We start from the raw sequence: 26,118 nt of genomic DNA on the forward strand, positions 1-26,118 counted from the left end.
ATCGGTAACGAGTTCTTCGAAATACGGATTTTTCCATGACTACCAGTCGGTTTATTTTTTGGCCGACAAAAAAAGATAAAAATATCCTTTTTTGTCAGATATGTAGTATCTTTGGAAAACGATGGGAGGGATAGGGTCCGGGCGCGCTTCAGGATCCCTGATTTCTTCAAAAACATATTGGTTACAAACAATTACGGTATAGGATGGATTTGGACATGCGAACAGCCAGTTTGGGAGCCATTGTCACGGCAAACTCCTGGACAACCGACGTTTTTGACGCGTACGGAATTGATTATTGTTGCCGTGGATCGGAGCGCCTATCGGATACCTGTGAGCGCCTATCGATCCCCTTGGACCTGATCGCAGACCAACTGCAATCCTATGTTGATCATCACGCTTCGCCGCGGTTTTCCTTTGATTTCTGGCCGATAGGGCTTTTGGCCAGTTATATTGAGCGGAAGCATCATCGGTACGTAAAGACACAAATTCCCTTACTGGTGAATTTGTTCAAGGAAGCATTGCATGAACCGTCCGAACAAATGGACATCCTATTCGAGGTGAAGCGAGTTTTTTGGAAGGCGGCGGAAGACCTGTTAGACCATATCCAACGTGAAGAACGAATTCTTTTTCCCTATCTACGAAAAATGGAGGCCAATGAAGAGGGCGATATTCCCTTTGCTGCGCCGCATTTCGGTACGGTTCGGCACTCCATCATTAACTTGTTTCGGGAGCATGAAAAAGAGGGGATATGGCTGCAGCAGATCCGAGACATTACGAATAATTTTTCACTGCCTGCACAAGCAGGTTATTGGGAGCGACTACTGTTTCCACAATTGGCCGCCTTTGAACAGGATATGAAGACACACCTCCATTTGGAAAACAACATTCTTTTTCCAAAGGCGCTAGCTGTGGCCGAGAAAGTTGGTGCCGGGGCTTAACTCAGTTTACATGAAAAAGATACCCCCTGCATACCTCTTACCGCTTGTGGTTGGTGGCCTACTTGCCGGACTCTTGGGAGGCTGGTTGAGGCTGGGATACGGTGGTTTTTCGGCTCCCCTGCCAGCGGCTCATCACGGAGTCCTGATGGTCGGTGGGTTTCTGGGTACCCTCATTTCTCTGGAGCGGAGTGTAGTCATGAAAAACCCCGCCTGGCTACTGCTTCCCTTACTGAGTGGACTATCCATCCCTTTATTTCTCGGCGGTTGGCAAAAAATGGGAGCCATTTTTTTGTTGATTGCCAGCCTGGGTTTGCTGGTGCTTCTGTACAAGCAATCGCTACGGACGTCGGATGTGCCTACCTACCTCATTGCTTTTGGGGGCGCCTGTTGGATGTTGGGAAATTTCACGTATCTCTACACCGATTTTGTGGTCCTTTCTACCGGCTGGTGGATGGCATTTTTGTTTTTTACTATCCTGGGCGAACGATTGGAGTTAAGCCGCTACCTGTCCGTTCCGATACGCATGTACCGCCTGCTGTACCTGCTGCTAGCTGCCCACTGTATCGGTTTATTGCTGCCCTTTCACCTGTGGGGGAGAGTAGTTTTGGGTGCTTCGGCGCTGGGTGTGGGGATTTGGCTGCTGCGCTACGACATGGCGCGCCATGGGGTCAAAAAGCCCGGTCAGTTTCGGTACATCGGTTTTGGGTTATTAGTGGGCTATGCCTGGCTGGTACTGCATGGCCTGGTACTGCTTTTCCTGGACAACCACCCCTTTCATTACGACCTGTATTTGCATACCTTTTTCCTGGGATTTGTCTTTTCGATGATCTGGTCACATGCGCCGATTATCTTTCCAGCAGTCTTTGGGATTAAAGTTGACGTATTCCACCCGCTGCTGTGGTGGGTATGGGGAGTTTTTCAGCTTAGTTTGGTAGCACGTATCGCCTCCTCCTGGGCTGGCTGGCCTTCCTGGCGCTTTTTCTTTGGTGCGCTTAACGGGTTTTCCATCATTGCTGTTTTTCTGTCCATGGCCCTGGTCGTGGGTTTTCGATGGCGAGTTATCCACCTCAAATCTTCGGGTATGCAAACCGGGAGTCAACGATCTGGATTGGAATAAAAAAGGATAGGCAATGAGTGGTTCCTTATGTATCTTTATTCGTGGAAACCATGGCTAAACGAATCGTATCCTACGGCGTTCCCTTTTTACTGGCAGGCTTGGTGCTCGTGCAGAGTGTCTCGCTGTCCCTGATTCAGTTGGACTTTATGTGGAACAGAGAGACGATTGCTGCCTTGTTTTGTATCAATCTGGACAAGCCGGAGATGAATTGCGCGGGATCCTGTGAATTGGGGCGGCGATTGGAAAAGGCGGCCGATACGGAACAGCCACACGATCTTCGCCTGGTGGAGTCAATCTCCTCGGTTTTTGTGCTTGCTACCGCCTATGTTTTCCCGGCACGTTTCGGTTTCAAAATGCCCGATCAACGCCCGGCTGCTTACACCGTGTCTGGTAGTGGTCAAGTTTTTCCTGCTGGTATTTTTCACCCGCCCCGGCTCTGATTTTATTTCTTACGGTGTAGCCAGGCAATGGCAGTAGTGACGGTAGACCTTCGGAATACCGCCTCCCGGTACCGCTCGATCGGGTATCCCTGTGCGTAGAAATACGATGATAGGTAGCACCCCTTTTGGCCAGACGGTTCGCTGCGCATACCCCCCCCTGTCGCTAGTCAGTTGCTGGCTTTCCCCCAAGGCGAAGGCCCAGGGTGATACATGCTACACAATTCAAAAAAGCCAGTCAGTATCTTCGTAACACCTTCACGGTTCCTAACCAACGGTACCCTGTTTCACGCATTTCCCCATTCGGGAAATCAAAAAATTTGATTTCAATGAAAACGATCTTTATATACCTGCTACAAGCCATGCTTTTGATGGCTCCACTTGCGATTATTCATGCCCAAGAGGGCAAACCTTTGCAGATTTTTGATGCGGAGGATGGTGCGCCCATTTCCGGATTCAGATACCAGTATGGTACACAGCTTGGGAGCAGCGATACCTCCGGAACGATCTTTTTGCGAAGGGATCCGGACAGTAGGTTGCGGTTGCAACACCTTCGGTACGGTACATGGGAACTAACCGAATCCGCTTTTGACCGGCTTTGGGAAACTGGCAGCAGTACCTGGCAGCCGGAATGGATGGAGCTTTCGCCGGTTTCGGTCATTTCCATTGGCATCCCTCAGGAAAAGGATCAGCAAATTGCCTTTTCTGCCCGGGAGAAGCTGCATCACGACGCGGGGGCTTTGCTCAACGAAAACCCCATGATTTCTTCTATCCGCAAGAGTGGTGCCTTCGGCTTTGACCCGGTGATGCGGGGCTTTAAATACGATCAGATCAATGTGGTGGTGGACGGATTGCAATCGGCTACGGCTGCCTGCCCCAACCGGATGGACCCACCTACCTCCCAGATAGCGCTGGGCCGGATGCAAAAGGTGGAATTACTCAAAGGGCCTCATGCGCTGCGCTACGGGATTGGACTGGGTGGAACGCTAAACTTTGTGAGCGAAGCTCCGGAATTTGTCGAAAACCCGGCTACCTACGGCAGGTTTTCAAGTATGTGGGAGCAAAACGGGCAGGTGCTGCGAAACGAAGGGAAGTTGGGTTGGCGAACACAGCAGGCGGATATGGGGCTTATCGGTTCCTGGTCCCGGGGTTCGGATTACCGGGACGGTGCAGGGAATACCGTACCCGCTTCCTTTATGCGCGCCTCCGTCGGGTTCTACGGGGATTTTGCCACCGGGGCGGGAGAAAATTTGTCGGTGAATCTTAACCGGAATTTTGCCCGCGACGTAGCGTTCCCAACGCTGCCAATGGACCTACGAAAAGACGATACCTGGATGGCAAATGCCAGATTTAAGAAGTCCTTTGAGGGGCGGCTGCTAAAATCCATTACCCAATCGGCCTACCTTAGCAAAGTAGACCATTTGATGGACAATGGCTTACGCGAGATAAATCCCCGGATGATGGATGCCCGAACGCCGGCAAAAACTGCCAATGCAGGGGGACGGGTAGAAGGAGAATGGCACCCGGGTACCGGTCGACTGTTTGCCGGTCTGGATTTCCGAAGCGAAAAGGCCGAAGGAACGCGGGAACGGACCTTTCTGATGGGACCGAACGAAGGCAAAACCCTGTTGGACAATGCCTGGCAAGAGGCGCTGATTCAGAAATTCGGTGTTTTTACCGCCTATTCGCTTCCCTTGAAAGCAGGGATGTTTAGCATCTCTGGCCGCCTGGACATGAACCGGGCTCAGGCCCTGGACCCAACCGTTGAATTCAGCCAGCAATTTGAGGAAATTTCCACCGTTCAAGCCAACCCGGGTTTGTCGCTGGGATGGCAAAATGACCTCAGCGATCGCTGGCAAATCGGTATTTGGCTTGCCCGCGTCAGCAGAAGCGGCAGCCTTACCGAGCGGTACATCCATTATTTTCCAGTAGGGTTGGATCCCCACGAGCTTTTGGGGAACCCACAACTGCAACCCGAAACCAACAACCAATTCGACCTGAGTCTGCAGCACCGCACCGAAGGCCTTTCCATCTCAGTTAGCTTGTTTGGGGCTTACCTGAATGACTACATCACGGGAGTTCGCACCGATCTTGCACCCCGACTGCCCCAAAGTCCCGGAGTCAGGCAGTTTGTCAATGTGGAGGAGGTACTAAAAACCGGGATGGAATGGTCCATTGAGCACCGGATCGGCGGCAACTGGTCGCAATCCCTTATGGCCGCCTATACGTACGGTCAGGATCTCAGGCATCAGGAACCCCTCCCTGAAATTGCGCCCCTGGATCTACGCTATTCCTTGCAGGGAAAGCACCTGGACGGAAAGCTGACTTCGGTGCTTCGATGGCGGGCTGTTGCTGCGCAACATCGTGTTTCTTCCCGCTTTGGTGAATCCACCACGCCCGGGTTTCATTTAGTGGACCTGGAGGGAGGGTACCGGTTGCTGCCCGCCCTGACGCTCCGGGCGTCGGTACACAATTTACTGGATCAGACGTATTACGAGCACCTGAACCGACCCATACGAAGTCAGGCCGGGCCGTTGTTTGCACCCGGTCGAAATTTTAGGTTGATGGTTAGTGTAGACTTCTAAAAAAGATAATTAAGTATTTTATTTGCCCGGTAATCTGATTATCTTTGTTTTTGTTTACTTTTGAGAGAAAGCGAAACGACTTAAAAAACGATCCATGCATAAACCACTAAAGAGGCACGAAGCGTTGGTACCCTTGTCGAGGGACCACCATTTTGGCTTGCTATTGGTGTGGAAGATCCGGCAAGGGCTGGCCTTTGAGGTACGCCTTACGCGTATTCGCGATTACGTGATTTATTACGTTGGGCACCGGATTCTTCCTCACTTTCAATTGGAAGAAGCGGAGGTGTTTCCCTTTTTAGAGGCGAATGATTCGCTGCGGCAACAGGCCGAGGGGCAGCACAAAGCGATTCGAGCGACTTTTGACGGGATCAAGCGGGGAGCGCCGGAAGCGATGTCCCAGCCATTGGACGAATTAGCCGAGCGTCTGGAAGCACACATTCGGTTTGAAGAACGAACCCTATTTGAACACATGCAGGCAGTCCTATCACCCGAGAGGCTGGAGCGCTTGGGGAAAAAAATAGCCGCAAGTCACCGGTTTGCGGACGAAATATGGGAAGATGAATTTTGGAAAAAAGATAATTAGAAGCGCATGTTTTCGAAAGCTTGTGAATACGGGATCAGAGCAGTGATCTACATTTGGTCTCAGAATAAACGTGGGATCAAACTCGGCGTAAAGGATATTTGCAAAGAAATTGATGCCCCGGAATACTTCACGGCAAAGATTTTACAATCTCTTGCGAAACAAAATTTGGTTAGTTCGACCAAGGGTCCGAACGGAGGATTTTATATCGACACGGACCAGGAAAAAATGCGTTTATTGGATCTGGTAATTGCCATCGACGGTGATTCCCTGTTCAGGGGCTGCGGATTGGGCTTGAAGCATTGTTCGGAACAGCATCCTTGCCCCATTCACGGTGAGTACAAGGTTATACGGGAGGGACTCACGCGCCTGTTGGCGGACAAAAGTTTAAAGGAATTAGCGGAGGAGGTGTCTTCTGGAAAAGCGACACTCTCCACCGTTATGGTTACCTGATGTAGGAATTAACGACTGGATAGTGGAAGCGAAGAAGAGAGAAATTGGCACCCTGGGAGGAATTCGCGAAATGGTGGATTTGTTTTACGGTAAGGTAAGAAACGATGACTTGTTGGGTCCTGTTTTCGACAAGCGAATCGGCGATCACTGGGACGTTCACCTGGATAAAATGTATCGGTTTTGGCAAACCGTTTTGCTTCAGGAGCACAGGTACCAGGGGAGTCCGTTTACGCCGCACGCAAGCATGCCCATCGGCGCGGCACATTTTCGTCGCTGGCTGCAGTTATTTGAGGAAACGCTGGAAGAAAATTTCACGGGAGAAAAGGCGGAAGAGGCCCGATGGCGCGCTGCGAAAATGGCAGAAATGTTTCAGCTCAAAATTGCCTATTACCGGGATCACTCCATCCACCCAATTGGCTAGTTTTTCTGGGATACCTGTAGAATTTGCGCGATGATTTCGTCGTTTTGCAGACCCAAGCCTTCTTTCTGGTAGGTAAGAACTCCCTCTGTATCGAAAACGCTGATGATGTTCGAATGGGAAAAATCGATTGGGTCGATTCGCTTGTATTTCATGGAAAGAACGTTGGCAAATTCCCCTCCCAACGCCAGTGCAGGAACCTATCCCGCCCCTACAGTGCTAGCAAACCAATGATGACCTTTCCACTCAGGTAGATTTTGCTGCGCAAACGATTGGACCTGTCAGCTGGGTTTCTGGTCCCATCATCAAATTCAGCGATTCAGGAGCTGCTTATTTCATCACTATTCTCAACGTTGGTTTCAGCGTCTTTTACTTCTCCAGCGGCTTTTGCCGCTGGAGAAGTAGCCGGCATTTCTTCGGGTTGATGGATGGCTATTTTTCGTAAAAGTGCGTTTCTTCTGCTCAAGGTGGCGACGATTAATAGTACTAAAATCAGTACGAGAAAATACGTTTTGGCTACTAACAAGAAGAACTCCGGCTGTATTGCCCTTGCGTAATCCATCACGATCAGCAGTACAGTTAATAGGACTAAACTGAAAAATCCCACGAATTCGGCGTATGCTTTAGAAACCAATTTTGCCTTTTTCTTTTTTATCCTGTCCGAAAATAGGTTAATCAAACCGCTTGATATCGGTTGTATCAGGTGCCCGAGCAAATACCCCGAAAAAAGCAACACCCATGCGTTTTCTCTAACGGCATCCATGGGTATTTCGTTTGAAATCAGGTAAAAGGAAATGGCAAGGCAGCCGGGTAGCAATCGGGCATACCAGTCGAACCAAATATCCGGAATTTTTTCCGTAAGTTTCTCAATTGCTTCTTTCATGGGTTATGACGGTAGGATACAACGATATCCGTGGTATCTAGTAGCGTTTACTCAACATCTGCTTTGTTTGCGTGGCGCTGCAAACGTTACCTTAGCCCGTTTGCTGCTTTTGCAACTTGTGGTGGGAACATTCCGTCCCAGTACATGCAAGCCATTCCATTTCCAGCCCTTGTGCTCGTTATGGATATCGGTATACCATTCGAATATACTGAAATATCCAGATATTTTTTATCGGATTATCGATAAGCTGCTTCTTCACCACGTACGTAACAGCCAACCCCTTCTCCGAATGGGTAAACCAGGTGATGCGTCAACCCCTTTGCATCCTAAAAGCGTATTTTCTCGCACAACTCAGAATGCTACGTAGGACGACAGAGACAACCATTGCCCGTAGATAGGAAATGGATGCGTTGGTTTACCCGGAAAGATTGGTGATATTTCGAAAAATAAACACATTATCTCCATGCTACCATTTGTTTACTTCCTTCTTCTTACCACGATGCACGCCTTCAGCGGAACGCTGGGTGCAGGACAAACCGAAGGGTTGATTTTCCGGGAGGACTGGAAAGAAATCCCCGCCGAAACTCCCGTTACGGCCGCGCACCTTACCCATCCGGAGCTGGAACTGCACCTCTACGGGGCGGCAAAAACGCAGCTAAAGAAAAGCAACCACCCGGAAATCCCCAATGATCCCTTTTACATTTGGTCGGGGACCTGTGAGGGAAACTGGGCCATGGCCCTTGCCCTGAAAAATGGTTTGGCCATGGATCTGACAGGAAACGGCAAGGTAATTTGGAAAACCCGGCAGTCCGGTTTCCGACACTTGCGGGTCTTGGTACAACTCACGGACGGTTCCTGGCTGGTAAGCGAGGAAGGCAGCAGTGAAAGTGCCGATTGGCAGGTGTCCACCTTCCACCTGGATAAAATCGGCTGGAGAAAACTAAACATGGAGCGGATTACGGAAGGCGCAAAAGTAACCGATCCCGATCTGAGTGCGGTGCAGAAAATTGGAATGAGCGACCTGATGGCAGGTGGCGGCAGCCCGGCCTCTTCCCGCCTGGATTGGCTGGAGGTACACGGCACCGTCAGGCAATGACCGCGTTCCTTTCCTAGTGCGTAAACCAGCGAGCGCATTTCCTGGTGAGACGCCTGATTGATGTCTTTTCACATGGCCTCGTAGGCCTCGATCAGCGCAGGTCGGGTGATCGTCAGGTTCATCGTTTCGGGGTTGTGGCAATCGGCGCAGCCGATGGGGTTGATTACCTCCGAACCCAAATCGGAGAATTTCGGGCTGTACTAATCCGAGACGCCCATTTTCTTCATCAGTCGGGCCATATCCGGACTTTTGCAGGTCCAGCAGGTACTGGGCATGGGGCCTTTGCCTGCTTCCATCTTTGGCTTTGAAATAAAACTTGTTTACGATGTTATCCTGGGGCACGTGGCAATCGTTGCAGTGCGCCACTTCCCGGTGGGAACTGTGGTTCCAGGTAATGTACTGCGGAGTCATGATGTGGCAGTTGACACAGGCCTGGGGATCGTCCGAGAGGTAGGAAGCGGCATTGCTTAGCCGTAAGAGATACAGACCCAACCCGAAAAAAACTGCAACAAGAACGGTGGCTGCAGGTCGCCACTTGTGTGGGGGAGCCAGACTGTATCGGAGCAAAAACCGTTTTATCTTCAATCCCATTTTCATTGGTTAAAAAGATTTGTTCGTCCCTAAAAGCAATTTTAACTCCTTGATAGAAGTTCTTTCTTACTTATTCTATGCATAATCATAAAGTTTTAATTTAATCAATCCATCGCTAAAATCAAATTTCTTTTCGTCAAATTCGAACCAGGTGACAGGAGACAAAAATAAATGAGCGGATCGATTTAGATTAATATGCTGATAAACAATGGGTTGTGTAATTTTTTGAGTAAAATTCTTTGTTTCTTAACTTTCCGTTAAAAAAAATTTTATCCTTTTTTTTTGCTTTGAAGTACGTTTTTATTATGTTTAAAAGAATTTGAATGGTCGGAAATTATTAATTCGACCAAATTTCAAAACATTATAGCTGTTAGTCAGTTTAAAATAAACCCAACCTGAAGGATCTTTACAAGATCCTTCTTTTTTTTGGTTAAAATTTAAACCTGTTTTTGTATAATTTACGTAAAAAATGAAAAAACTGGTTAAAAAATAAACCTGGGACTGCTTTTATTTTGGCTTTTTATTTTGAAATCTTTTTTTCGGACCTGCTCAGGGGTGTTTTTGTTGGTATTGCTTGGAATAGGCTTGCTTCCGTAGGCTTCCAGGACAAAAAAGATATAGGCAGCCCGTTTTTACCTTCGATGGGAGATTTGAATTTAGTTTCTGAATACTGCCGAATGGGGAGAACGGCTCAGAAAGAAGCCCAGCTAGTTTGGATCAGCCCGTTTGAACTGCAGGTATTTGGCAAGTTACCTCAACCAATCCCCTTTGCTATCCACTGGTACGAAATACCGGCAGCGACCCCAAGGACGACGATCAAAGGGGAGGGAATTTTGGTAAACTGAAGCAAGGCGTAGGTGCCGATAATCGCGATGATATTGAACAGGTTGTTTTCCAGGGGCTCGAATAGCAAATAGGCGGCTGCGATCAACATGCCGCAACTGACGGCGTTGATTCCTTCCAGGGCAGCGCGTACCCGGCGGTATTTTTTGAGTTCGTCCCAAAACCGAATTACAAAAAATATCAGAAAGGTGCCCGGCAGAAAAATACCCGCAGCCGCAATTAGCCCCCCGGTGACCAAACCGGTAACCCCCCATTCGCGCATGGACAAGGCCCCTATGTAGGAACTGATGCTAAACGTGGGTCCGGGAATACTTTGCGAGATGGCATAGCCCGTTAGAAATTCTTCCGAACTCAGGTAGCTTTTGAATTCTACAAACTCGGTGTAGAGGTACGGAACAAGGACCTGCCCTCCGCCAAATATAAGGCTGCCGTTTCGGTAGAAGTTTTCAAAAAGCCTGACAGGCAGTAGTCGGGTGTAGTGGCCTAAAACCGCAGCAGCCACCAACACTCCTGCCCATAGGGCAAAATTACTCCAGGAGATAGTGATTTTTGATTTTTCTTCGATAACCGGCTGCTTGTTGTAATTATGGGTGGTAATCAAGCCTCCGATGACCAGCATGATGGGAAAAATAAAGGGAGAATTGTAAAAGAATGCCACAAAGGCTGCCATCATCATTAGGATGGCGGCTTCCACGGAATGAATCATCTTCTTAATGGTGATTTGAGCGGCATACAGGATATAGCCAATGGCCATGGGTTGGATGAATTTTGCAAAACCCAGGGCGCCTTCGGTATTGGCTTGCAAGTGATCGATCAACAGGGCAGTACCAATCATGAGGGTGGTCGCCGGAAATACCCATACCAAAAGCGATAGATAGGCCAGGTAAGGGCCACCGATCCGAAACCCGATCGCAGAGATCGTTTGCGTAGAGGTCGGTCCCGGTAGTACCATACACAGGGCGTTTAATTCCAACAGGTCTTTTTCCGAGAGATACCCTCTTTTTCGGACCATCACATCGATGACCATGGCCAGAAAAACCTGTGGACCACCAAACGCGGTTAAGGAAAGTACCAGTACATCCTTCAAGTAAATGTAAAACCGTACCCTCCGAATGGTCATCATGGCCTGCTATTTTTTTAAGCCCAATTCCTTTAACCGTTCGTCCAAAAATTCGCCTGCGGTGCAATCGGCGAAGGCTTTCGGATGATCGGCATCCACGCAACTATCCAGGCAGCTGAGGTCCATTTCGGACCGGGGATGCATGAAAAAAGGGATGGAATACCGGCTGCTATTCATTTTTTCACGGGGGGGATTTACTACCCGGTGAATGGTCGATTTCAGCTTTTTATTCGTCAGTCTTTCCAGCATATCGCCCACATTCACCACCAATTGATCCGGCAAAGCAGTAATGGGGATCCACTTTCCGTCCCGCCGCAGTACCTGAAGGCCATCCGCACTGGCACCCATCAGCAGCGTTATGAGGTTGATATCCCCGTGTTCGGCGGCCCTTACGGCATCGGCAGGCACTTCCTCGGGATTTGGGATCGGAAAGTAGTGTATGGACCGCAGAATGGAATTGCCTTGGAATACCTTGTCGTCAAAGTACGATTCTTTTAATCCCAGGCTCAAAGCGATGGCCCGCAACATCTGCTTGCCTGCTTCTTCAATTGTTTGAAATACCTGCAACGAAACCTCTCGGAACACGCTTACCTCTTTTGGCCAGACATTTGGCGGGTAATCGGCCTTTACAGGGTCGTCGTTCGAGATCCAGTCCAAGTCCTGTCCCACATGGTAAAACTCCTTCAAATCTCCGGTATTTCTCCCTTTGGCATGTTCCTTGCCCTTGCCGGTGTATCCCCGCTGAAAACCGATTTCCGGCCGTTCGTAGGCAGCCTTTACTTGGTCGGGCAAGGAGAAAAAGGCATGAATAGCCCGGTACAGCTCTTCCTGAAGGGAGGCGCTCAAACCATGATTTTTGATGGCAACAAAGCCGATGTTCTGGTAGGCCTCGCTCAAGTTTTTTACAAAGTCTTCCTTTTTTTGTGCATTCCCGGAAGTAAAATCAGCCAAATCCAAAGAAGGTACTTCGTCAAATAATAGTTCGCGCATTCGTCGTCAAGTTTGTTGCAAGGTAATTTTTTTTGGGCTAAAATTAAATACCTTTGTTTCCTTTTAAACCCCAGTTCATGAAGCTTGCCTCTTACTTACTGGCCGCCCTCTGCTGCCTCTTGCTGATCGTTTCCTGCGATTCTTCCGAAACAAAAAATGAATCCGTTACTTCGTCTGAGATGCCAGATTCCAGGCAGTTGGAAGAATCGCATTGGAAACTGGAAGAAATACCTTCTTCGGGCATGCCGGATGCCCTGCTGGATATGTATACCCCCGCCGGAAACGAAAAATACGAGGCGGGCAAGGTGCCTTTTGCCTTCAATATACGGAATTACCCCTTGGGAAAGGATCGGCCGTTGATGGTTGCCGTAAATGGCAGGACGGCCATCGCTCAGGGAAGCCCGTCCTTTGGTTTGCAGCTAGAAAAAGGGGCCTACCAGGTGGTCGCTTTCCTCTTGGACGAACGGGGATTGGCATTGAAAGAATACGGAAACTACTCCGAGAGGTACTTTACGGTGGCAGGGGCAGAACCTTTTTCGGAGAGCCCCCATCCGGCCCTGTACCTGCATTTGCCCGCTGAGGAGCAGCAATTTGCCTGGGGGGAACCGGTACCGGTAGACTTCCTTTACCTGGGCGGCGACCCGGTATTGGACGGTATTTCCATTCAGGTAGAAATCGGAACGTTTCGGTACAGGACCCAAAAAGTTGCGGCGGTAGCCATTTCAGGGCTTCCAAGAGGGACCTTTGACCTGCAGGTACGCCTGCTGGCGAGTGATAGTGGTACTACGATTCCCGGGAGATTTACCACCGTTTCCAGAAAAATACGGGTGGAATGACCCGGGGCAGGCTACCCAAGCAGCGTACGCAGGACAGCGAGAGATTTGATATCACCAAATCCCTCGATGTGAATTTTGTAAAACAGCACCCAATCGTCGATCAGTATCCGCTTCAGCCTACCCGGTAAGGAAGGCAAGACCGATCCCGGGCCTTCCAATAGCTGGTTCAAAAGGCGGATTTTTTCTTGATGGGTGGTGCTAGCTGGGTCACCGGGGAGTTGCAGGTAAAATTCCCCTGCATCCTCGGGTTCAAAACCCAGGTACCGCGAGGTGCGAATCAAGAAGCGGAGTACGAAGAGTCCGGGTTGGAAAGCGGGACCGTCCAGCTCCAGTATGCTGTCAAAAAAGTAGTCAAAAAGCTGCTCGTTCTGGTAGTTTTCGACCACTACTTTCCCCAAAATTTCGCCCATGAACATGCTGATGCCGGAACGGTAGAAATCAAAGGGGATGCGTTGAAAGGCCCGGGCCAGTTTTGCCTCCGAGATCCGGTTGATCGACGCGGTTTCTCTGTCATAGACCACCAGATCCAGCAATGTCAGGGGTTGAAAATACGCCATTTTCGTTTTTGACCGGGCGCTTCGTACGCCGTTTACCAGGTAGCTCTTCAGGCCCATGTCCCGGGTGAAAATCCGAACGATGATGGACGTTTCCCGGTATTTGATATAACTGATGACGATACCGCTTGTTTTTCGAAGCATGCAGCTAGTTTTTGTTCCCGTAAAAGCAACGTCGGCAGCGGGCCTCGTAACTTTCCTTTTCCCCCAACATCACCTTGGATTTTTCGCCAGATAGCCGGTAGCTGAATGCCGCAAGGTCTCCACATTTCATGCAGATTGCATGCACCTTGGTCACGTATTCTGCGATGGCCATTAACTGTGGCATGGGTTCGAAAGGCTTCCCCTCGAAATCCATATCCAGCCCCGCGAGAATTACCCGAACGCCAGAGGCTGCCAGTCTTTCGGCTACGGCGACGATTTGGTTATCAAAAAACTGTACCTCATCGATGCCCACCACATCACAATTCCCTGCCAATAGCAAGATATCATCGGCAAATTGCACCGGTGTGGACCGGATAACCGTTTCGTCGTGCGATACGACGTTTTTGGCATGGTACCGTTGGTCGATGGCCGGTTTAAAGATCTCCACCTTTTGCCGGGCGATTAATGCCCGGTTTAGTCGGCGAATCAGTTCTTCGGTTTTTCCAGAAAACATCGATCCGCAGATTACTTCCACCTGTCCCTTGCGACCGGCGTGGTGGTGGTTTCCTAACGAGGTTTCAATAAACATGGGTGTAAAAATAGTCGCAAACGCCTTATTTTGCCCGAACGAACCGTAAAAAGCCGCAACGAAATTCTTCAAAATTTTACAATAGGTAAAATTACGCGTTTTTATCGGGTATTTTCATACGATTCGCCGGGCATTTCACGGGAGTCGCCACTCGTTCATTCGTAATTTAAGCGAGAAAATGCCTACCTTTACCCGTATTTTTAATCGAATAATGACAAGTCAAATGCCAAAGCAACACCGTTTGAATCAGACTTATGCTGCCCATTATTCCGCGGAATTCGCACAAAAGGTTTGCAGGGATTTTTTTGGATCCAACAAAACCATCAGTGGAAAGGAGATCGTTGAATTAAGCGCATGCAAGCAACTTAACCTGATGGTCATCAAAAGCCTTTTTGAAACCTGGCAGGAGCAGCTGGAACTGCTTTCACGAACGCCCTATTTTGATTACACCGACGCAGGCGTACAAGCATCGCTTCGGGAATTTATGAACAGCCTCTCGCAGGCCATCTCCATACGGCAGGCGGATTTTGAGCCGCTATTGGCCCGATCGTTGGAAAAAACCCTGTTGCTCGCAGTGCAACCCGTGGAATTCATGGAAGATACCCTGCAGGCATTGACACAAAAATCAACTCCGGACTTCTCCGGACTCCGAAAATACATCAAATGGCATGCAGACGCATGGGGCCCGGCAGTGGATCTGCTGTCCGGTTTGCCCGAAAGTCCTGCCTGGAGAGAGACATTGTACGAGGGCTTTGGCAAGCAAGCAGATGCGCCATCGGTGGCGGATTTATTGGCACCGCTCCAGGATACCCTGCCGATTGACCTGGATCGGTTGATACACCAACCGGAAATTACGGAAGAAAGCAGCAGCAATAATTCAGAGGTCTTTTCTGCGGAAGCAGCGCCGTCCGAAGCGTCTGCGGCTTCCCGGTACGGAGAGGAAGCGGATCCGGATGAGTCAGGAGATTTCATCGATCCTGCATTGGCCTGGGCACGCTTTGAATCCGAAGAGCATGCCTACATGAAAGGTAGCATCCGCCATCTGCGGGAAGGCATGGGTATCAATCAGCGCATCATGTTTACCAGGCGATTGTTTCAGGGGAATCAGGATCTGTTGGATCAGGCCCTGGAGGAATTGGATCGGACAGAGAGTTTTTTTGATGCGGTGAACCTATTGAACGCCAGTTTTGTCGGTACACTGAAATGGGACGTGCAATCGGACGAGGTGCAGGAATTGCTGCAACTGGTGTTTCGGAAATTTGACGGTGACTGAGTTAAATGGATCTGAAGGCACATTACAGCCGCCTGCATCGGGAGGCATTGGACCGGGTCCGGCAGGAAGGATTTTCGTATGACCCCCACCTGCTCGATTCCACAGACACAAGAAAAGGATTGACACTCCTATTACGTCCGGAGGAGCACCTGAAAGCCGCTTTCTCAGGTTTCGTGGACGCGGTACGGCAGGTGGCGCCCGGACACCATGGCTACCCTCCCTCGGATATGCACCTGACCCTAATGCCCCTGATCACCTGCTACCCGGAATTTCGGCTAGAGGCGATCGATATTCCCGCCTATCGGCAATTGATTGCAGAGGCTCTTCGGGACATCCCGCCCATACCGGTGGAGTTCAGAGGCGTTTTTGCTTCCGCTTCCTGTCTGATGGTCCAGGGCTTTCCGGGAAACGCATACCTGGAGCAAAGCAGGGAAAATCTGCGACGGCTGTTCAAAAATTCCAATCTGGAGCAATCTCTGGATAAGCGGTACCGACTGGTTACCGCGCACTGTACCCTGGTTCGCTTCCAAAAACCCCTTTTGGATACGGAAGCTGCAGCCGTGCTGGCCATCCTGGAACGCTATCAGGATCGTTTTTTTGGCTGCCAACATTTTAAGCAGGTGGAGTTTGTTTGCAACGATTGGTACCAACGGCAAAAGAACGTGACCCTTATCGAAAGCTTCGTATTGCTGGGAAAAAATCCCGCGTAAATCAAGGGTGGATGGAGACCTGATCGATGAAAAACCGCGCACGCGGCACTTTCTTGTCGGCTCCGGGCAGGGGAGGAACCGGGTCTTCGTTCGGCGTTTTTCGTCCAGGCAGGTCGCGGTAGGGGCCCGTTCGAAAAGACAGCCGTTCGATGGATTTTACGGCCACTGTCAGGGGAATTTGTTCGGCGATTTGCTCCCCATTCCAGGCGAGTGAAAAATGGCCCCCGGGCGTAGCTAACACCCGCAGGTGGAGGCGTTGCCAGTTACCCGTTTCGACTTTTCCCACTACTTTTCTTTCGTGTCCCGACCAGTAGCTGAGGTTGCGCGATTCGTCCAGGGTGATTCTGACGGGGCGGTTTCCATACCGGTCGGTGAGGTCCATTTCCAATCGTCCGTTTTCCCCAGCGGAAGCCATGAATTCCCATTCCACGGAAACCTCCTGTCCCTCTTCGAAAATACGGATGGCCCGGGCATAGTCGTAGGGATCTTCGTCTGCAAGCTCTAGTACCATTCCTTCACCAGAAGGAGAGGGGACCACCTGTACCGGTGCCCAGCGGGGCGAATAGATGTTCCAATCCGGAATGGGACCATGGGCACTCAGTTCATCAAAATCATCATCAACGGCTCCCTTGACGGCATGCCGGATGGGAGTGGGTACCCGGCTGACCCACATGTCCTCCTTGTTCATGCTGTAGGTTAGCCACATGTCGTTACCGGGAGGAGTTCCGTTTCCCTGCACGATCCCGCGTACGTAACAGGGTCCGAAATCTTTCCATCGACCGTAAAACCGGCGGGGCGGGACCTCTCCCTGCACCAGTACCATGTCATCAAACAGGATGCCGTCATCCGAGCTGATTGCGATCAGCGGGTACCGGTATTCGTCGATGTCAATGGGGTTGTATACGAGGGCATAGCGGTTGTCGGGTGTCTGCTGCGCCCAGACCTTGCCGCCGGCCATGGTCAGTGTGGGGACTTTTACAGAGGGGCTGAACGTTTTTCCCGCATCTTCTGAGATAGCTACCAGCGAACGCTTCCAGAATCCAATCGTTTTTCCGTCCTTCCGTGTATAGTAGGAAAAGGCCGAACCACCTCGCTCTCCCGTGTAGAATCCATCCAGGCCATTGTCTTCGTCTCGCCACTGCAGGGTGATCAGGGTATTTTCCAGCAATTCTTCACAGGCATGAATAAACGCTGTATCGGGAGATGTGGTATACAAAGGAAAAGCCGTGTTGCTTTCGTTCCAATCGGTGTGACTGCTGTACCGAATAAAATATATGGGGCCAAAACTTCCGTCTTTCTTTATTTCGCGGACAACCCGACCGATACCACCTGCTTCGAAAGGGTCCTCCGAATGGCCGTAAAAGGCCAGGCTGAGTAATTTACCGCTGTTGCTTACATAGAATCCCATCCGCTGGTGCATCATGTAGCCGGCGTACCCTTCGGGAATCTGCACGCCCTCCGGTGCCGGGTAGGGCGGGAAAAGCACTTCCGGTTCCGACCAGTTTCGCCCATCCTCCGAGCGGATCAACAGGGTTTGCCCCGGCGATATGTGCTCATCCACGGGGTTGCTCAAATACTGTTGGAAGAAAGTACCTTCCCAATAGGCCAGGTTGGAGGCATGGCTGTAGGTCCAGCCGAAGCCGTCGGCCAGCTCTGGTTGGCTGCGGTTTACCCGCAAGGTTTGCCTGCTTTCTACCCCTACGGCATACCGAAGCCTGCCTTCGTGTATATCCGGATCGATACTGGTACCGCCAATATAGCGGACCGGTTCATGTATGCTGCCCGTTTGGGCCGAAGAACTCGTCAAAAAGCCAAAAAGACTGACGAAAACAAGAAGGCAGTGTACACGTAGGTAAGGCTTCATGGGGTTTTATAATTTGATGAATATCTTTCGTTGATACAGCAGGTAGGCGGGGATAAAATTGATACCAACGAACAGCAAGGCATAGACCATGCTGGAAAATTTCAGCGGCAATCCAATGCCGGAAAAGGCGGTCAGAAAGTGCATGTTTAAGGATTGGCCTCCGATCTCGAGCCCATAAAATACCAGGGAGAGGACATCTGCCAGTACATACACGGTAATGGCATTGGCTCCGAAAATAATGCCAATGCGGGTTCCTTTTTGTTTACCCAAAATGTCTACCAGAAAATAGCAGGCGCCCAGCGCCAGAAATGCCGCTCCTCCGGTTACTAAAGTAAAGGAGCTGGTCCACAAGTGTTTATTGATCGGGAAAACCTGCGCCCACAGGAGCCCCAGCAGGACAAGTGGCAAACCCAGAGCCATCAGGTAGTTGGCTTTCAGGTGCTGGTTTTTGTCGGAAAGCAAGATATGTCCTGCCAACATCCCCAAAATGCCCGTTACGATCGCTGGAAAGGTGCTGAACAGGCCTTCCGGATCCCAATTCCCCTCCCACATTTTGCCGGGAAGCAGGATTCGGTCGATCCAGGCAGCCAGGTTTCTTCCGGGTTCCAGCATCACCAGGCCCTCATCCGGCGTGGGAATCAGGGTCATGGCCAGCCAGTATCCCACAAGGATGCTGCCGGCCAGGTAAGCTTGCTTTTTCCAGTCGCTGTTCAGGAAAAGGAAGGCACACACCAGGAAGACGATGGCGATGCGCTGCAGCACTCCGGCTATCCGCATGTCCGAAAAATCAAAGGCAGGAATCAGGTTCAAAAAAACACCCACAAGGAATATTTTAAGGGAACGGGTCAGTATTTTTTTGTACATTTCAGGTTTGGGAAAGCCAGCCTGAAGCCTTTTGGAATAGGCAAAAGCAATGGAAACCCCGACGATAAACAGGAAAAACGGATAGATAAAATCCGTCATCGTAAGGCCGTTCCAGGACGCATGCAACAAGGGAGGGTAGACCTGGTCCCATGTACCGGGGTAGTTGACCAATATCATGGCTGCAATGGTAAATCCTCTCAACGCATCCAGGGAGATCAATCGGGTTGGCTTCATAGAATAAATTTAGGTTCGTTTGATAGTCAATTTAATACCAATAGCGGTAATAATAAGGCTATTTAAATCTGTTGAATTATGAATAAAACCCTTCCTTCCTTTTTACTCCTGGCCCTTGGTCTTTTGTTTGGGTCCTGTCAGTCGTCGCCCACCTGGGAGCAAACCGTCGAACAGCTTCACCTGGAATGGGAGTTGGTCAGTAACTTTACCGGAGAGGAAGGCCAGTTCAAGGCACGTTTCCTGTTTGAAAATACGGGCGAAAAAGCCCTGGAAGACGAGGGATGGGCTTTATTTTTCAACATGTCCCCGCGAAAGATCCTCAGCAGTACCCATGCGACCATCACACATATTAACGGCGATTGGTACCGACTTCGTCCCGAAAAAGGTTTCTACCTTGGTCCCGGTGAGCGGCTGGAGGTAGCCTACACGGGTATTGAAGGGATAATCAAGGAAACGGATGCCCCTATGGGACTGTACATGGTATTTTACGGCCCAAATCAGCAGGAGCTTGCAACGGTCCCCGTGGATAATTGGAACGTCCGGCCTTTTGTCCGTGAAGAACAGCTACTGCGCGGTGGGGCAGACAAGGAAGAACCGTACAGCCTTGCCCGGCAGTATGCGATCAACGAGCGCATGCAACCGGTAGGCGATTCCGATTTGCAGCCCATTATCCCGAGCCCTTATCGGATGGAAAAGCGAAACGGAACGTTTTCAATCGATCCAGCGATGACAGTCGCTTATCAGGAAGGATTGGAAAACGAAGCAGCTTACCTGAATGAAAAGCTGAAAAGCCTGACCGGCGTTGATCTCGGAAGCAATGCAGCGCTGGGAAAAGAAGCAGCCATCCGGCTGTCTCTTTCCGATATACGGGTGGACGGGAAGCAGCAGGAGGCCTATCGCCTGGAGGTGGACGAATCGGGTATTTCCATCACGGGTGGAGATGCTGCGGGTGTTTTTTACGGGGTGCAAAGTTTGCTCTCCCTACTGGGCCCGGAAATCTACCTTCGCGAAAAAGCACCATTGGTCCTGCCTTTTGTCTATATAGAAGACGCCCCCCGCTTTCGTTTTAGGAGTTTGCACGTGGACGTGGCCAGGAATTTTCAAACCAAGGAGACCATCAAAAAAGCCCTGGACATGATGGCGCATTACAAGCTGAATCATTTTCTTTTCTATACCTCCGAGGACGAGGGTTGGCGGGTAGAAATCCCCGGGTTACCGGAATTAACGGATGTGGGCGGACAGCGGCAGCACGTGGAAGGCATGGCAGCGCCCGCGTTGCATCCCGGGTACGGTTCGGGGCCGGAGGCCTATGGGAAAGGCGGCCACGGAAGCGGCTTCTACACCCGGGAGGAATTTATCGATATACTTAAGTATGCCCGTGAACGTCACATCACGATTATTCCGGAGTTGAACTTTCCCGGGCATGCCCGGGCTGCCATTAAGTCCATGGAAGCAAGGTACCACAGGTTTATGGAGGCCGGCGATATGCTGGCCGCCGAGGAATACCGCCTGATTGATCCGGATGACCGCTCGGAGTACCTTTCGGCACAGGCGTATAAGGACAACGTCGTCAGCGTAGTGAGGGAATCCACCTACCGCTTTTACGAGAAAGTGGTGGACGAGCTGGCCCTGATGTATCAGGAGGCAGGTCTGGAATTAAAAAAGATGCATGCAGGAGGAGATGAGGTACCGGTTGGCTCCTGGACCGAATCGCCCATGGTCGCCGAATTGCTGGAAGAATCTCCCGGCGAATCGCCTTCCGCAGCCCTATTGCTGGAAAATCTCCCCGATATACAGGATAGGAAAAACCTACAGGCCTTCTTTTTCCGCGAACTTTTGAAGCGATTGGAAAAGCGGGGATTAGAGGTACACGTATGGGAAGAAATGACCCTGATAAAAGATGAATCCGGTGCCTACCGGCCCAATCCCGAATTCGTTGGCCGAAACGTGGTGCCCTATATCTGGAACAATATGTTTGATTACCCGGATTTGGGTTACCAATTGGCCAATCAGGGCTACGACGTGGTGTTGTGCAACGTATCCAATTTTTACTTTGACCTTGCCTATTCAAACGACCCTGCCGAGCCGGGTTTGTATTGGGCGGGATTCGTGGATACAAAAGACGCCTGGGCCTTTGCTCCCTTCGATTGGTTTAAAACAACCTATACCAGCAGCATGGGACGGCCGATCGATCGGGAAAAGGAATTCGCAAACATGGTCCGCATCCATCCCGATGCGAAGGAAAATATCATGGGATTGGAGGCACAGCTTTGGTCGGAAACGGTAAAGGGCGAGGCGATGGCCGAGTACTATATTTTCCCGAAACTACTCGGGTTTGCCGAGAGTTCCTGGGCAAAGGAGCGGGATTGGGAAAGGGCATTGGACCTTAAAGAAATGGATCAGGAAATTGAAAAAGGCTGGAATCGTTTTGCAAATACCCTGGCTCGAAGAGAGTATCCCAAACTGGCCCGTTGGAATGGAGGATACAATTACCGCATTGCGCCTCCTGGCTTGCGGATAAAAAACGATACCCTGTATGCGAATGTGAATTTTCCGGGGCTTGAACTCCGCTATACCACCGATGGGACCGAACCCCACTTCGATGCTGACAAGTACGAGAAGCCCCTACTTTTGAGTGGTCAGGTAAAAATAAGGGCATTTGACCGCACAGGCAAGGGGAGCAAGACCGTAACTGTAGATCTGTAATTCGGTCTTAGCTTCACAAATTCCTCTCGGTAAAACGAACCCCGATGGCCCGGATTTGTTGATTCCAAAAGGGCGAATGCGGCAACCCCAGGTGCCAATATGGACTACCCCCAGCCGGAACAGCACACCCTGACAGCTGGTCATTATACAAACTTCATTGGTCGTTCCATGCCGGTAACGTTCGTTTTTTTCTGAAAACGTGAAGTTAGCCGGGTCAAGGTAGGACGCCGACCAAGGAGGCGTTTCGTTTAGTAGTCCTGGAATAGGGGCGATGAGGTTCCCGCCTGATAGGATTGGTGCGCTTGCCTGTTTTCTACGGAGTGCTTATGTGGTTTTTACGTTACAGATTCGGGTGGGGCTTTGTCAGTTGCCCTGCCGTTGTTTTTTTTTCTGTTTTTGGAGATTGATGGGTTTTGTTTTTCCAAAAAGCACGTACTAATACAATTTTTTGTATTTTTTACTTAAATAAATTCACAGGTGATCGCATAAACCTATAATAAAACGAGGTTTAATTGTAACACATTGAGGTGCTTTGTTCGCTACCTTTGTAGGAAGTTGGTTGGTTCAAATGGGACTTGCCGAAAGCATTCTAAAGCCCCAAATAGTATGAAAAAGATATTAGTTGTTGATAATCAGATTTCCACGTGTTCGCTTTTGAAAAAATTTTTATCCAAAGAAAAGTACGAGGTGGAAACCATAACGCAAGGGCATCTTGCGTTGGCAATCATGAAAAAGCAGCAGGTTGACATCGTTATTTGCGAATACCGGCTACCGGATATCGACGCCGACGAATTTTTCGAAAAAGCGCTGAAAACCCTACCGGATGTGTTCCTGATTTTCATGGGTCAAGAGGTCAACCTAAAAAATGCGATCGATTCAATCAAAAAGGGTGCGTGCAATTTCCTGTCGAAGCCGCTTAATCCAGATGAATTGCTGGAGGCAATTCGGGCCTGTAGTCTTCGGGAACGTACCGCCGCAAGTAGCGTTCCGTTTGTTGGAAGAAAGCCTACTGTCCAAGAAAATGGAGGTAGCGAGGAATTTGACTTTGTAGTCGGAGAAAGCAGGGAAGCGGTGGAGATGGTCCGACAAATAAAACGCGTGGGGACAACGAACTTCACGGTGATCATTGAAGGAGAAACCGGAACCGGTAAAGAGGCGGTAGCCCGACTAATTCATAAAGTCAGCGATCGTTCCGATCAACCATTTGTAGCCGTTGATTGTGGGAGCTTGTCCAAGGAAATAGCGGGAAGTGAACTTTTTGGTCACGAAAAGGGGGCGTTTACAGGAGCCGTTACCAAAAAGACGGGGTTATTTGAACTGGCCAATGGCGGCACAATTTTCCTGGACGAAATTGCCAATCTTTCTCCGGAAACGCAGATGGCTTTGCTCCGGGCACTTCAGGAAAAACGTATCCGGAAAATCGGGGGTGTTGGAGAAGTATCCATCGACGTCCGCGTGATCGCCGCTACAAACGAAGACCTTATTGTTAAATCCGGTTCGTCCTTTTTTCGGGAAGACTTGTTTTACCGGCTAAGTGAGTTTATTTTAAAGGTTCCTACCCTGAAGCAGCGAATTTCAGATTTGCCCCTGTTCATCAATTATTTCCTGAGCCAGGTAAGTGAGGAACTACGTATCGAAAAGCCACAGCTTTCAGAAGAAGTAAAACGAATCTTTTATCGATACGAATGGCCCGGAAATATTCGGGAATTAAAAAATGTAATCCGAAGGGCCTGCTTGTTTATTGAAAAGGATCAGTACATCTATAAAAGTGCCTTGCCGGCTGCAATGCTGGTTAGCCCTTCCTACAAGCACTTGGACGAAACGAATAACGGCAAAGCAGCGTACCAGGTGAGTAGCGTAGAGCCGGACCTCAAGTCGGCTGCACGGCAGGCGGAAATAACCAGAATCATGGAAGTGCTTGAGAAGGTCAACTTCAACAAAACCAAAGCAGCGAAGATTTTGAACATCCACAGAAAAACGCTTTACTCCAAATTAAAAGTCGTAGAATTAGCCAATTAGTGCTATCCAATACCAGGTATGCGCTGAGGAGAGCGCAGCACCTTGGGTCTGTCAGGGTTGATTGGATAGTAATGGAGCCCTATCAATCGAAAGCCATTGAAAAAAAGGAAAAAGATGCTAGTGAGTGGGCCTGTTTCGGCCGGCCAACCGAAACAGGGGGCTCATGGTAAGCTACGATGGTGCGTTCCGGGATTCTGCCAGCCGCCAGGTTTGGCCCCCACACCTATATCAGTCAGCTTCACCTGCTATTTCTGGCCGCTGGTATCCCCTATCCGGGGTGATACCGGTCCCTACCGCTTACCGCCAAAGGGTAGGGGGTGGATGCCAAAGCTGAACTGGCAACAGGTTCCGGTCGGTCCTACTATTAAGCGAATTGGGCCGGGATTCGTTTTGCATTCGTTTAGCGAAGCAAAACTATCAGGGTGCTGATTTGTGCAGTAATGTGCAGTACTACCTGGTCCTTTCAAATTTTAAACCATCTCCTAAAAACGTACCTTTCTGCCTCTTACTCCCTGTAACCGTTCCAAACCATTTTGTAACGATTACTCCACAGCGGACCCCCCTTCCAGCCAATTTGGAAAAACAGCGCCAAGTCCTTCCACGACAAATTGGATCGCAATAGCTGCGACAATCACTCCAAAAATTCTGGTAAATGCGACGAATGCCAGTTTGTTTACTTTTTCTTCCAGCAAATAGGAATGGATGAGAACGAGAAAAAGGAAGGCATAACTAACCACCAAAACAAGCGAATTGCCCAAGTAATCCAGCAGTTCCTGAGATTGCGCGCTGTATAGCAAAACAGTGGTGAGGGAACCAGGTCCGGCAAGCATTGGGATCGTAAGTGGGACAAGCACTTTTTCAAACCGCCTTGCGGCGAGTTCTGTATCGGTTTGGCCTTCCTCCTGATTTCCAGTCAGGCGACTGGCCTTTCCTTCCACCATCGAAACGGCTGTTAGCATTAGTAATAGCCCTCCGGCAATTTTAAACACTTCTATATCAATGGCAAAGAATTGCAGGATGAAGATTCCAACATTCACGAAGACCAATAGGATAACGAATGCGGTGCCTACCACCATTACGGCAATTCGGCGCCTTACCTTTGGTTGGGCATCCCCCGTCAATTCGTACCAAATCGGTATCAGTCCGATAGGGTTGACAATTGCGACCATCGCTAGCAGGAAATTTAGCATCAAATCACTATTCATGTCTTTATTCCGGTTAAGGGTACGCCAGTTAGCGTACACATATCATTCCAATGGAGCGTTAGATCGCTGGCTGGGCTTAGGGTTTTCGGCCGATACCCAGACTGTTGTACCAAAAAAGTTGTAGGTATCGAGGTTTTTAGTCCTCAAGATTTTTGGGCAGCACGCAACCAAGGTACTGGCACAGGAATTGTCCCTGTGTGGGTAAGTAAGCGAACGGCCAATCGTTTGAGAACCGTTGGAATCCAGTTTTGCGAACAAATAATGTCGAAACAAAATCACCCTAACGCAAAACGCGTATGAATAGCAAAAATATCCATCCGACCTACTGGACACCTGCAGCGATGATTGGTACTAAAAATGAGCGAATCAGGAATAGCTACACGGATCTGAATGAGAAAATAGCGAATGCCGGCTATCCATGCGTAGGCGCAAAGGCCGCTATTAATACCAATCAATACCGCTTGGGTTTTTATAACCTGATGGCATCGGAAACAACCACGCAAGATTTAAGCGTTGATTTAAAAAAATACCTACAAGAGGCCGTTGAATCCGAAAGTGATTACCTTACATTTATCGCCTACTTTACGGATGAAATCCATTCCGAATCGGGATTTGAACAAAAGTTATGGGAGCAACTTCAAAAATTGCACGATCTCGAAGGTCGCAAAGATAATTGGGACCCGGCGGTAAGTAGTGATCCTGAGGCAGACAATTTCAGCTTTAGTTTTGGGGGAACGGCTTTTTTTATTGTGGGCATTCATCCAAAAGCCAGCAGGCTTGCGCGAAGGATAGGGTATCCCGCCATGGCGTTTAATCTACACCGGCAATTTGACAAATTGAGAGAAAACGATCAATTCGAAACGATGAAAAAGGTGACTAGAGAACGGGATAGGGAATACCAGGGTTCCATCAATCCAATGGTCGAAGATTTCGGAGAGGGACGGGAGGCACCTCAATACAGCGGTAGAAGGGTAGAAAAGAACTGGAAATGTCCCTTTCGTCCGTAGAAAGGCTGAGCCGTTAAAATAGACGTAGGATGAAATCGTGCCTGCCTACCGGACAGGCAAGG

The 26,118-nt window shown here is 49.8% G+C and carries 23 protein-coding genes and 2 pseudogenes; 14 read left to right on the top strand and 11 right to left on the bottom strand.

Annotation, left to right across the window (positions count from 1 at the left end):
- Positions 1-203 precede the first annotated feature (203 nt).
- The 7 genes from BMW71_RS14355 to BMW71_RS14385 all read left to right on the top strand — a co-directional run bounded on the left by BMW71_RS14355 (position 204) and on the right by BMW71_RS14385 (position 6,531).
- Positions 204-938 carry a DUF542 domain-containing protein gene (locus BMW71_RS14355; RefSeq protein WP_092175348.1) on the top strand — a complete coding sequence of 245 codons (735 nt, stop codon included), beginning with the start codon at positions 204-206 and terminating at the stop codon, positions 936-938.
- 10 nt (positions 939-948) lie between these two features.
- A complete protein-coding gene (locus tag BMW71_RS14360; RefSeq protein ID WP_092175350.1) occupies positions 949-2,055 on the top strand; it encodes a hypothetical protein in 1,107 nt (368 codons plus the stop codon).
- A 50-nt stretch (positions 2,056-2,105) separates the two neighbouring features.
- Complete coding sequence (locus BMW71_RS14365; protein WP_092175352.1) at positions 2,106-2,495, top strand: hypothetical protein; 390 nt, start codon at positions 2,106-2,108, stop codon at positions 2,493-2,495.
- A gap of 326 nt (positions 2,496-2,821) precedes the next feature.
- Positions 2,822-5,077, top strand: coding sequence for a TonB-dependent receptor domain-containing protein (locus BMW71_RS14370; protein WP_092175354.1), 2,256 nt, complete (start codon positions 2,822-2,824; stop codon positions 5,075-5,077).
- Positions 5,078-5,171: 94 nt separating this feature from the next.
- The gene (locus BMW71_RS14375) at positions 5,172-5,660 is read left to right on the top strand and encodes a hemerythrin domain-containing protein (RefSeq protein ID WP_092175357.1); all 489 of its coding nucleotides are present in this window, start codon (positions 5,172-5,174) and stop codon (positions 5,658-5,660) included.
- A 6-nt stretch (positions 5,661-5,666) separates the two neighbouring features.
- A complete protein-coding gene (locus BMW71_RS14380; protein WP_092175360.1) occupies positions 5,667-6,110 on the top strand; it encodes an RrF2 family transcriptional regulator in 444 nt (147 codons plus the stop codon).
- A gap of 22 nt (positions 6,111-6,132) precedes the next feature.
- On the top strand, positions 6,133-6,531 hold the full coding sequence (locus BMW71_RS14385) for a group III truncated hemoglobin (protein WP_092175362.1): 399 nt from the start codon (positions 6,133-6,135) through the stop codon (positions 6,529-6,531).
- Here BMW71_RS14385 and BMW71_RS23730 read toward each other — a convergent pair.
- Entirely contained in the window at positions 6,528-6,683 is a 156-nt protein-coding gene (locus BMW71_RS23730) for a hypothetical protein (RefSeq protein WP_177179652.1), read from the bottom strand. The genes BMW71_RS14385 and BMW71_RS23730 overlap by 4 nt on opposite strands.
- A 164-nt stretch (positions 6,684-6,847) precedes the next feature.
- Entirely contained in the window at positions 6,848-7,411 is a 564-nt protein-coding gene (locus BMW71_RS14390; RefSeq protein ID WP_092175365.1) for a hypothetical protein, read from the bottom strand.
- Between the two features lie 463 nt (positions 7,412-7,874).
- Here BMW71_RS14390 and BMW71_RS14395 point away from each other — a divergent pair, with 463 nt between their 5' ends.
- Positions 7,875-8,507: a hypothetical protein gene (locus tag BMW71_RS14395; protein ID WP_143057631.1), complete on the top strand. Its 633-nt coding sequence runs from the start codon at positions 7,875-7,877 to the stop codon at positions 8,505-8,507.
- Positions 8,508-8,575: 68 nt separating this feature from the next.
- On the opposite strand, the pseudogene BMW71_RS14400 reads toward BMW71_RS14395, so the two are convergent.
- The 4 genes and pseudogenes from BMW71_RS14400 to BMW71_RS14415 form a co-directional block, all read right to left on the bottom strand.
- Positions 8,576-8,803, bottom strand: a pseudogene (locus BMW71_RS14400) (ammonia-forming cytochrome c nitrite reductase subunit c552).
- Positions 8,804-8,858: 55 nt separating this feature from the next.
- Positions 8,859-9,104: pseudogene (locus BMW71_RS14405) on the bottom strand (cytochrome c nitrite reductase small subunit); the annotation flags it as partial.
- A gap of 748 nt (positions 9,105-9,852) precedes the next feature.
- A complete protein-coding gene (chrA, locus tag BMW71_RS14410) occupies positions 9,853-11,061 on the bottom strand; it encodes a chromate efflux transporter (RefSeq protein WP_092175370.1) in 1,209 nt (402 codons plus the stop codon).
- A 9-nt stretch (positions 11,062-11,070) separates the two neighbouring features.
- A complete protein-coding gene (locus BMW71_RS14415; RefSeq protein ID WP_092175373.1) occupies positions 11,071-12,051 on the bottom strand; it encodes an isopenicillin N synthase family dioxygenase in 981 nt (326 codons plus the stop codon).
- Between the two features lie 77 nt (positions 12,052-12,128).
- On the opposite strand from BMW71_RS14415, the gene BMW71_RS14420 reads away from it, so the two are divergent.
- Positions 12,129-12,887: a hypothetical protein gene (locus BMW71_RS14420; protein WP_143057632.1), complete on the top strand. Its 759-nt coding sequence runs from the start codon at positions 12,129-12,131 to the stop codon at positions 12,885-12,887.
- Positions 12,888-12,898: 11 nt separating this feature from the next.
- On the opposite strand, the gene recO is transcribed toward BMW71_RS14420, so the two are convergent.
- Positions 12,899-13,585: a DNA repair protein RecO gene (gene recO / locus BMW71_RS14425; protein WP_092175378.1), complete on the bottom strand. Its 687-nt coding sequence runs from the start codon at positions 13,583-13,585 to the stop codon at positions 12,899-12,901.
- A gap of 4 nt (positions 13,586-13,589) precedes the next feature.
- Positions 13,590-14,174: a thymidine kinase gene (locus tag BMW71_RS14430; protein ID WP_092176072.1), complete on the bottom strand. Its 585-nt coding sequence runs from the start codon at positions 14,172-14,174 to the stop codon at positions 13,590-13,592.
- A gap of 223 nt (positions 14,175-14,397) precedes the next feature.
- Between BMW71_RS14430 and BMW71_RS14435 the strand changes: the two genes are divergently transcribed.
- Together BMW71_RS14435 and BMW71_RS14440 are read left to right on the top strand one after the other, a co-directional pair.
- Positions 14,398-15,447 carry a hypothetical protein gene (locus tag BMW71_RS14435; RefSeq protein ID WP_092175381.1) on the top strand — a complete coding sequence of 350 codons (1,050 nt, stop codon included), beginning with the start codon at positions 14,398-14,400 and terminating at the stop codon, positions 15,445-15,447.
- Positions 15,448-15,452: 5 nt separating this feature from the next.
- Positions 15,453-16,157 (top strand): 2'-5' RNA ligase family protein, encoded by a 705-nt coding sequence (locus tag BMW71_RS14440; RefSeq protein WP_092175383.1) that lies wholly within the window; start codon positions 15,453-15,455, stop codon positions 16,155-16,157.
- A 1-nt stretch (position 16,158) separates the two neighbouring features.
- On the opposite strand, the gene BMW71_RS14445 is transcribed toward BMW71_RS14440, so the two are convergent.
- Both BMW71_RS14445 and BMW71_RS14450 read right to left on the bottom strand, forming a co-directional pair.
- Positions 16,159-18,021 (bottom strand): exo-alpha-sialidase, encoded by a 1,863-nt coding sequence (locus BMW71_RS14445; protein ID WP_244891179.1) that lies wholly within the window; start codon positions 18,019-18,021, stop codon positions 16,159-16,161.
- A gap of 6 nt (positions 18,022-18,027) precedes the next feature.
- On the bottom strand, positions 18,028-19,119 hold the full coding sequence (locus BMW71_RS14450; protein ID WP_092175389.1) for an acyltransferase family protein: 1,092 nt from the start codon (positions 19,117-19,119) through the stop codon (positions 18,028-18,030).
- A gap of 78 nt (positions 19,120-19,197) precedes the next feature.
- Here BMW71_RS14450 and BMW71_RS14455 point away from each other — a divergent pair, with 78 nt between their 5' ends.
- Together BMW71_RS14455 and BMW71_RS14460 are read left to right on the top strand one after the other, a co-directional pair.
- Positions 19,198-21,825: a family 20 glycosylhydrolase gene (locus tag BMW71_RS14455; protein WP_092175392.1), complete on the top strand. Its 2,628-nt coding sequence runs from the start codon at positions 19,198-19,200 to the stop codon at positions 21,823-21,825.
- 606 nt (positions 21,826-22,431) lie between these two features.
- The gene (locus BMW71_RS14460; RefSeq protein ID WP_092175395.1) at positions 22,432-23,844 is read left to right on the top strand and encodes a sigma-54-dependent transcriptional regulator; all 1,413 of its coding nucleotides are present in this window, start codon (positions 22,432-22,434) and stop codon (positions 23,842-23,844) included.
- A gap of 542 nt (positions 23,845-24,386) precedes the next feature.
- On the opposite strand, the gene BMW71_RS14465 is transcribed toward BMW71_RS14460, so the two are convergent.
- Positions 24,387-25,049, bottom strand: a complete 663-nt coding sequence (locus BMW71_RS14465) for a MarC family protein (protein WP_143057634.1) — start codon at positions 25,047-25,049, stop codon at positions 24,387-24,389.
- Positions 25,050-25,345: 296 nt separating this feature from the next.
- On the opposite strand from BMW71_RS14465, the gene gntA reads away from it, so the two are divergent.
- Positions 25,346-26,056 carry a guanitoxin biosynthesis heme-dependent pre-guanitoxin N-hydroxylase GntA gene (gntA, locus tag BMW71_RS14470; RefSeq protein ID WP_092175400.1) on the top strand — a complete coding sequence of 237 codons (711 nt, stop codon included), beginning with the start codon at positions 25,346-25,348 and terminating at the stop codon, positions 26,054-26,056.
- Positions 26,057-26,118: the final 62 nt, after the last annotated feature.

The organism is Cyclobacterium xiamenense, from assembly GCF_900109255.1.
GTDB lineage: Bacteria > Bacteroidota > Bacteroidia > Cytophagales > Cyclobacteriaceae > Cyclobacterium > Cyclobacterium xiamenense.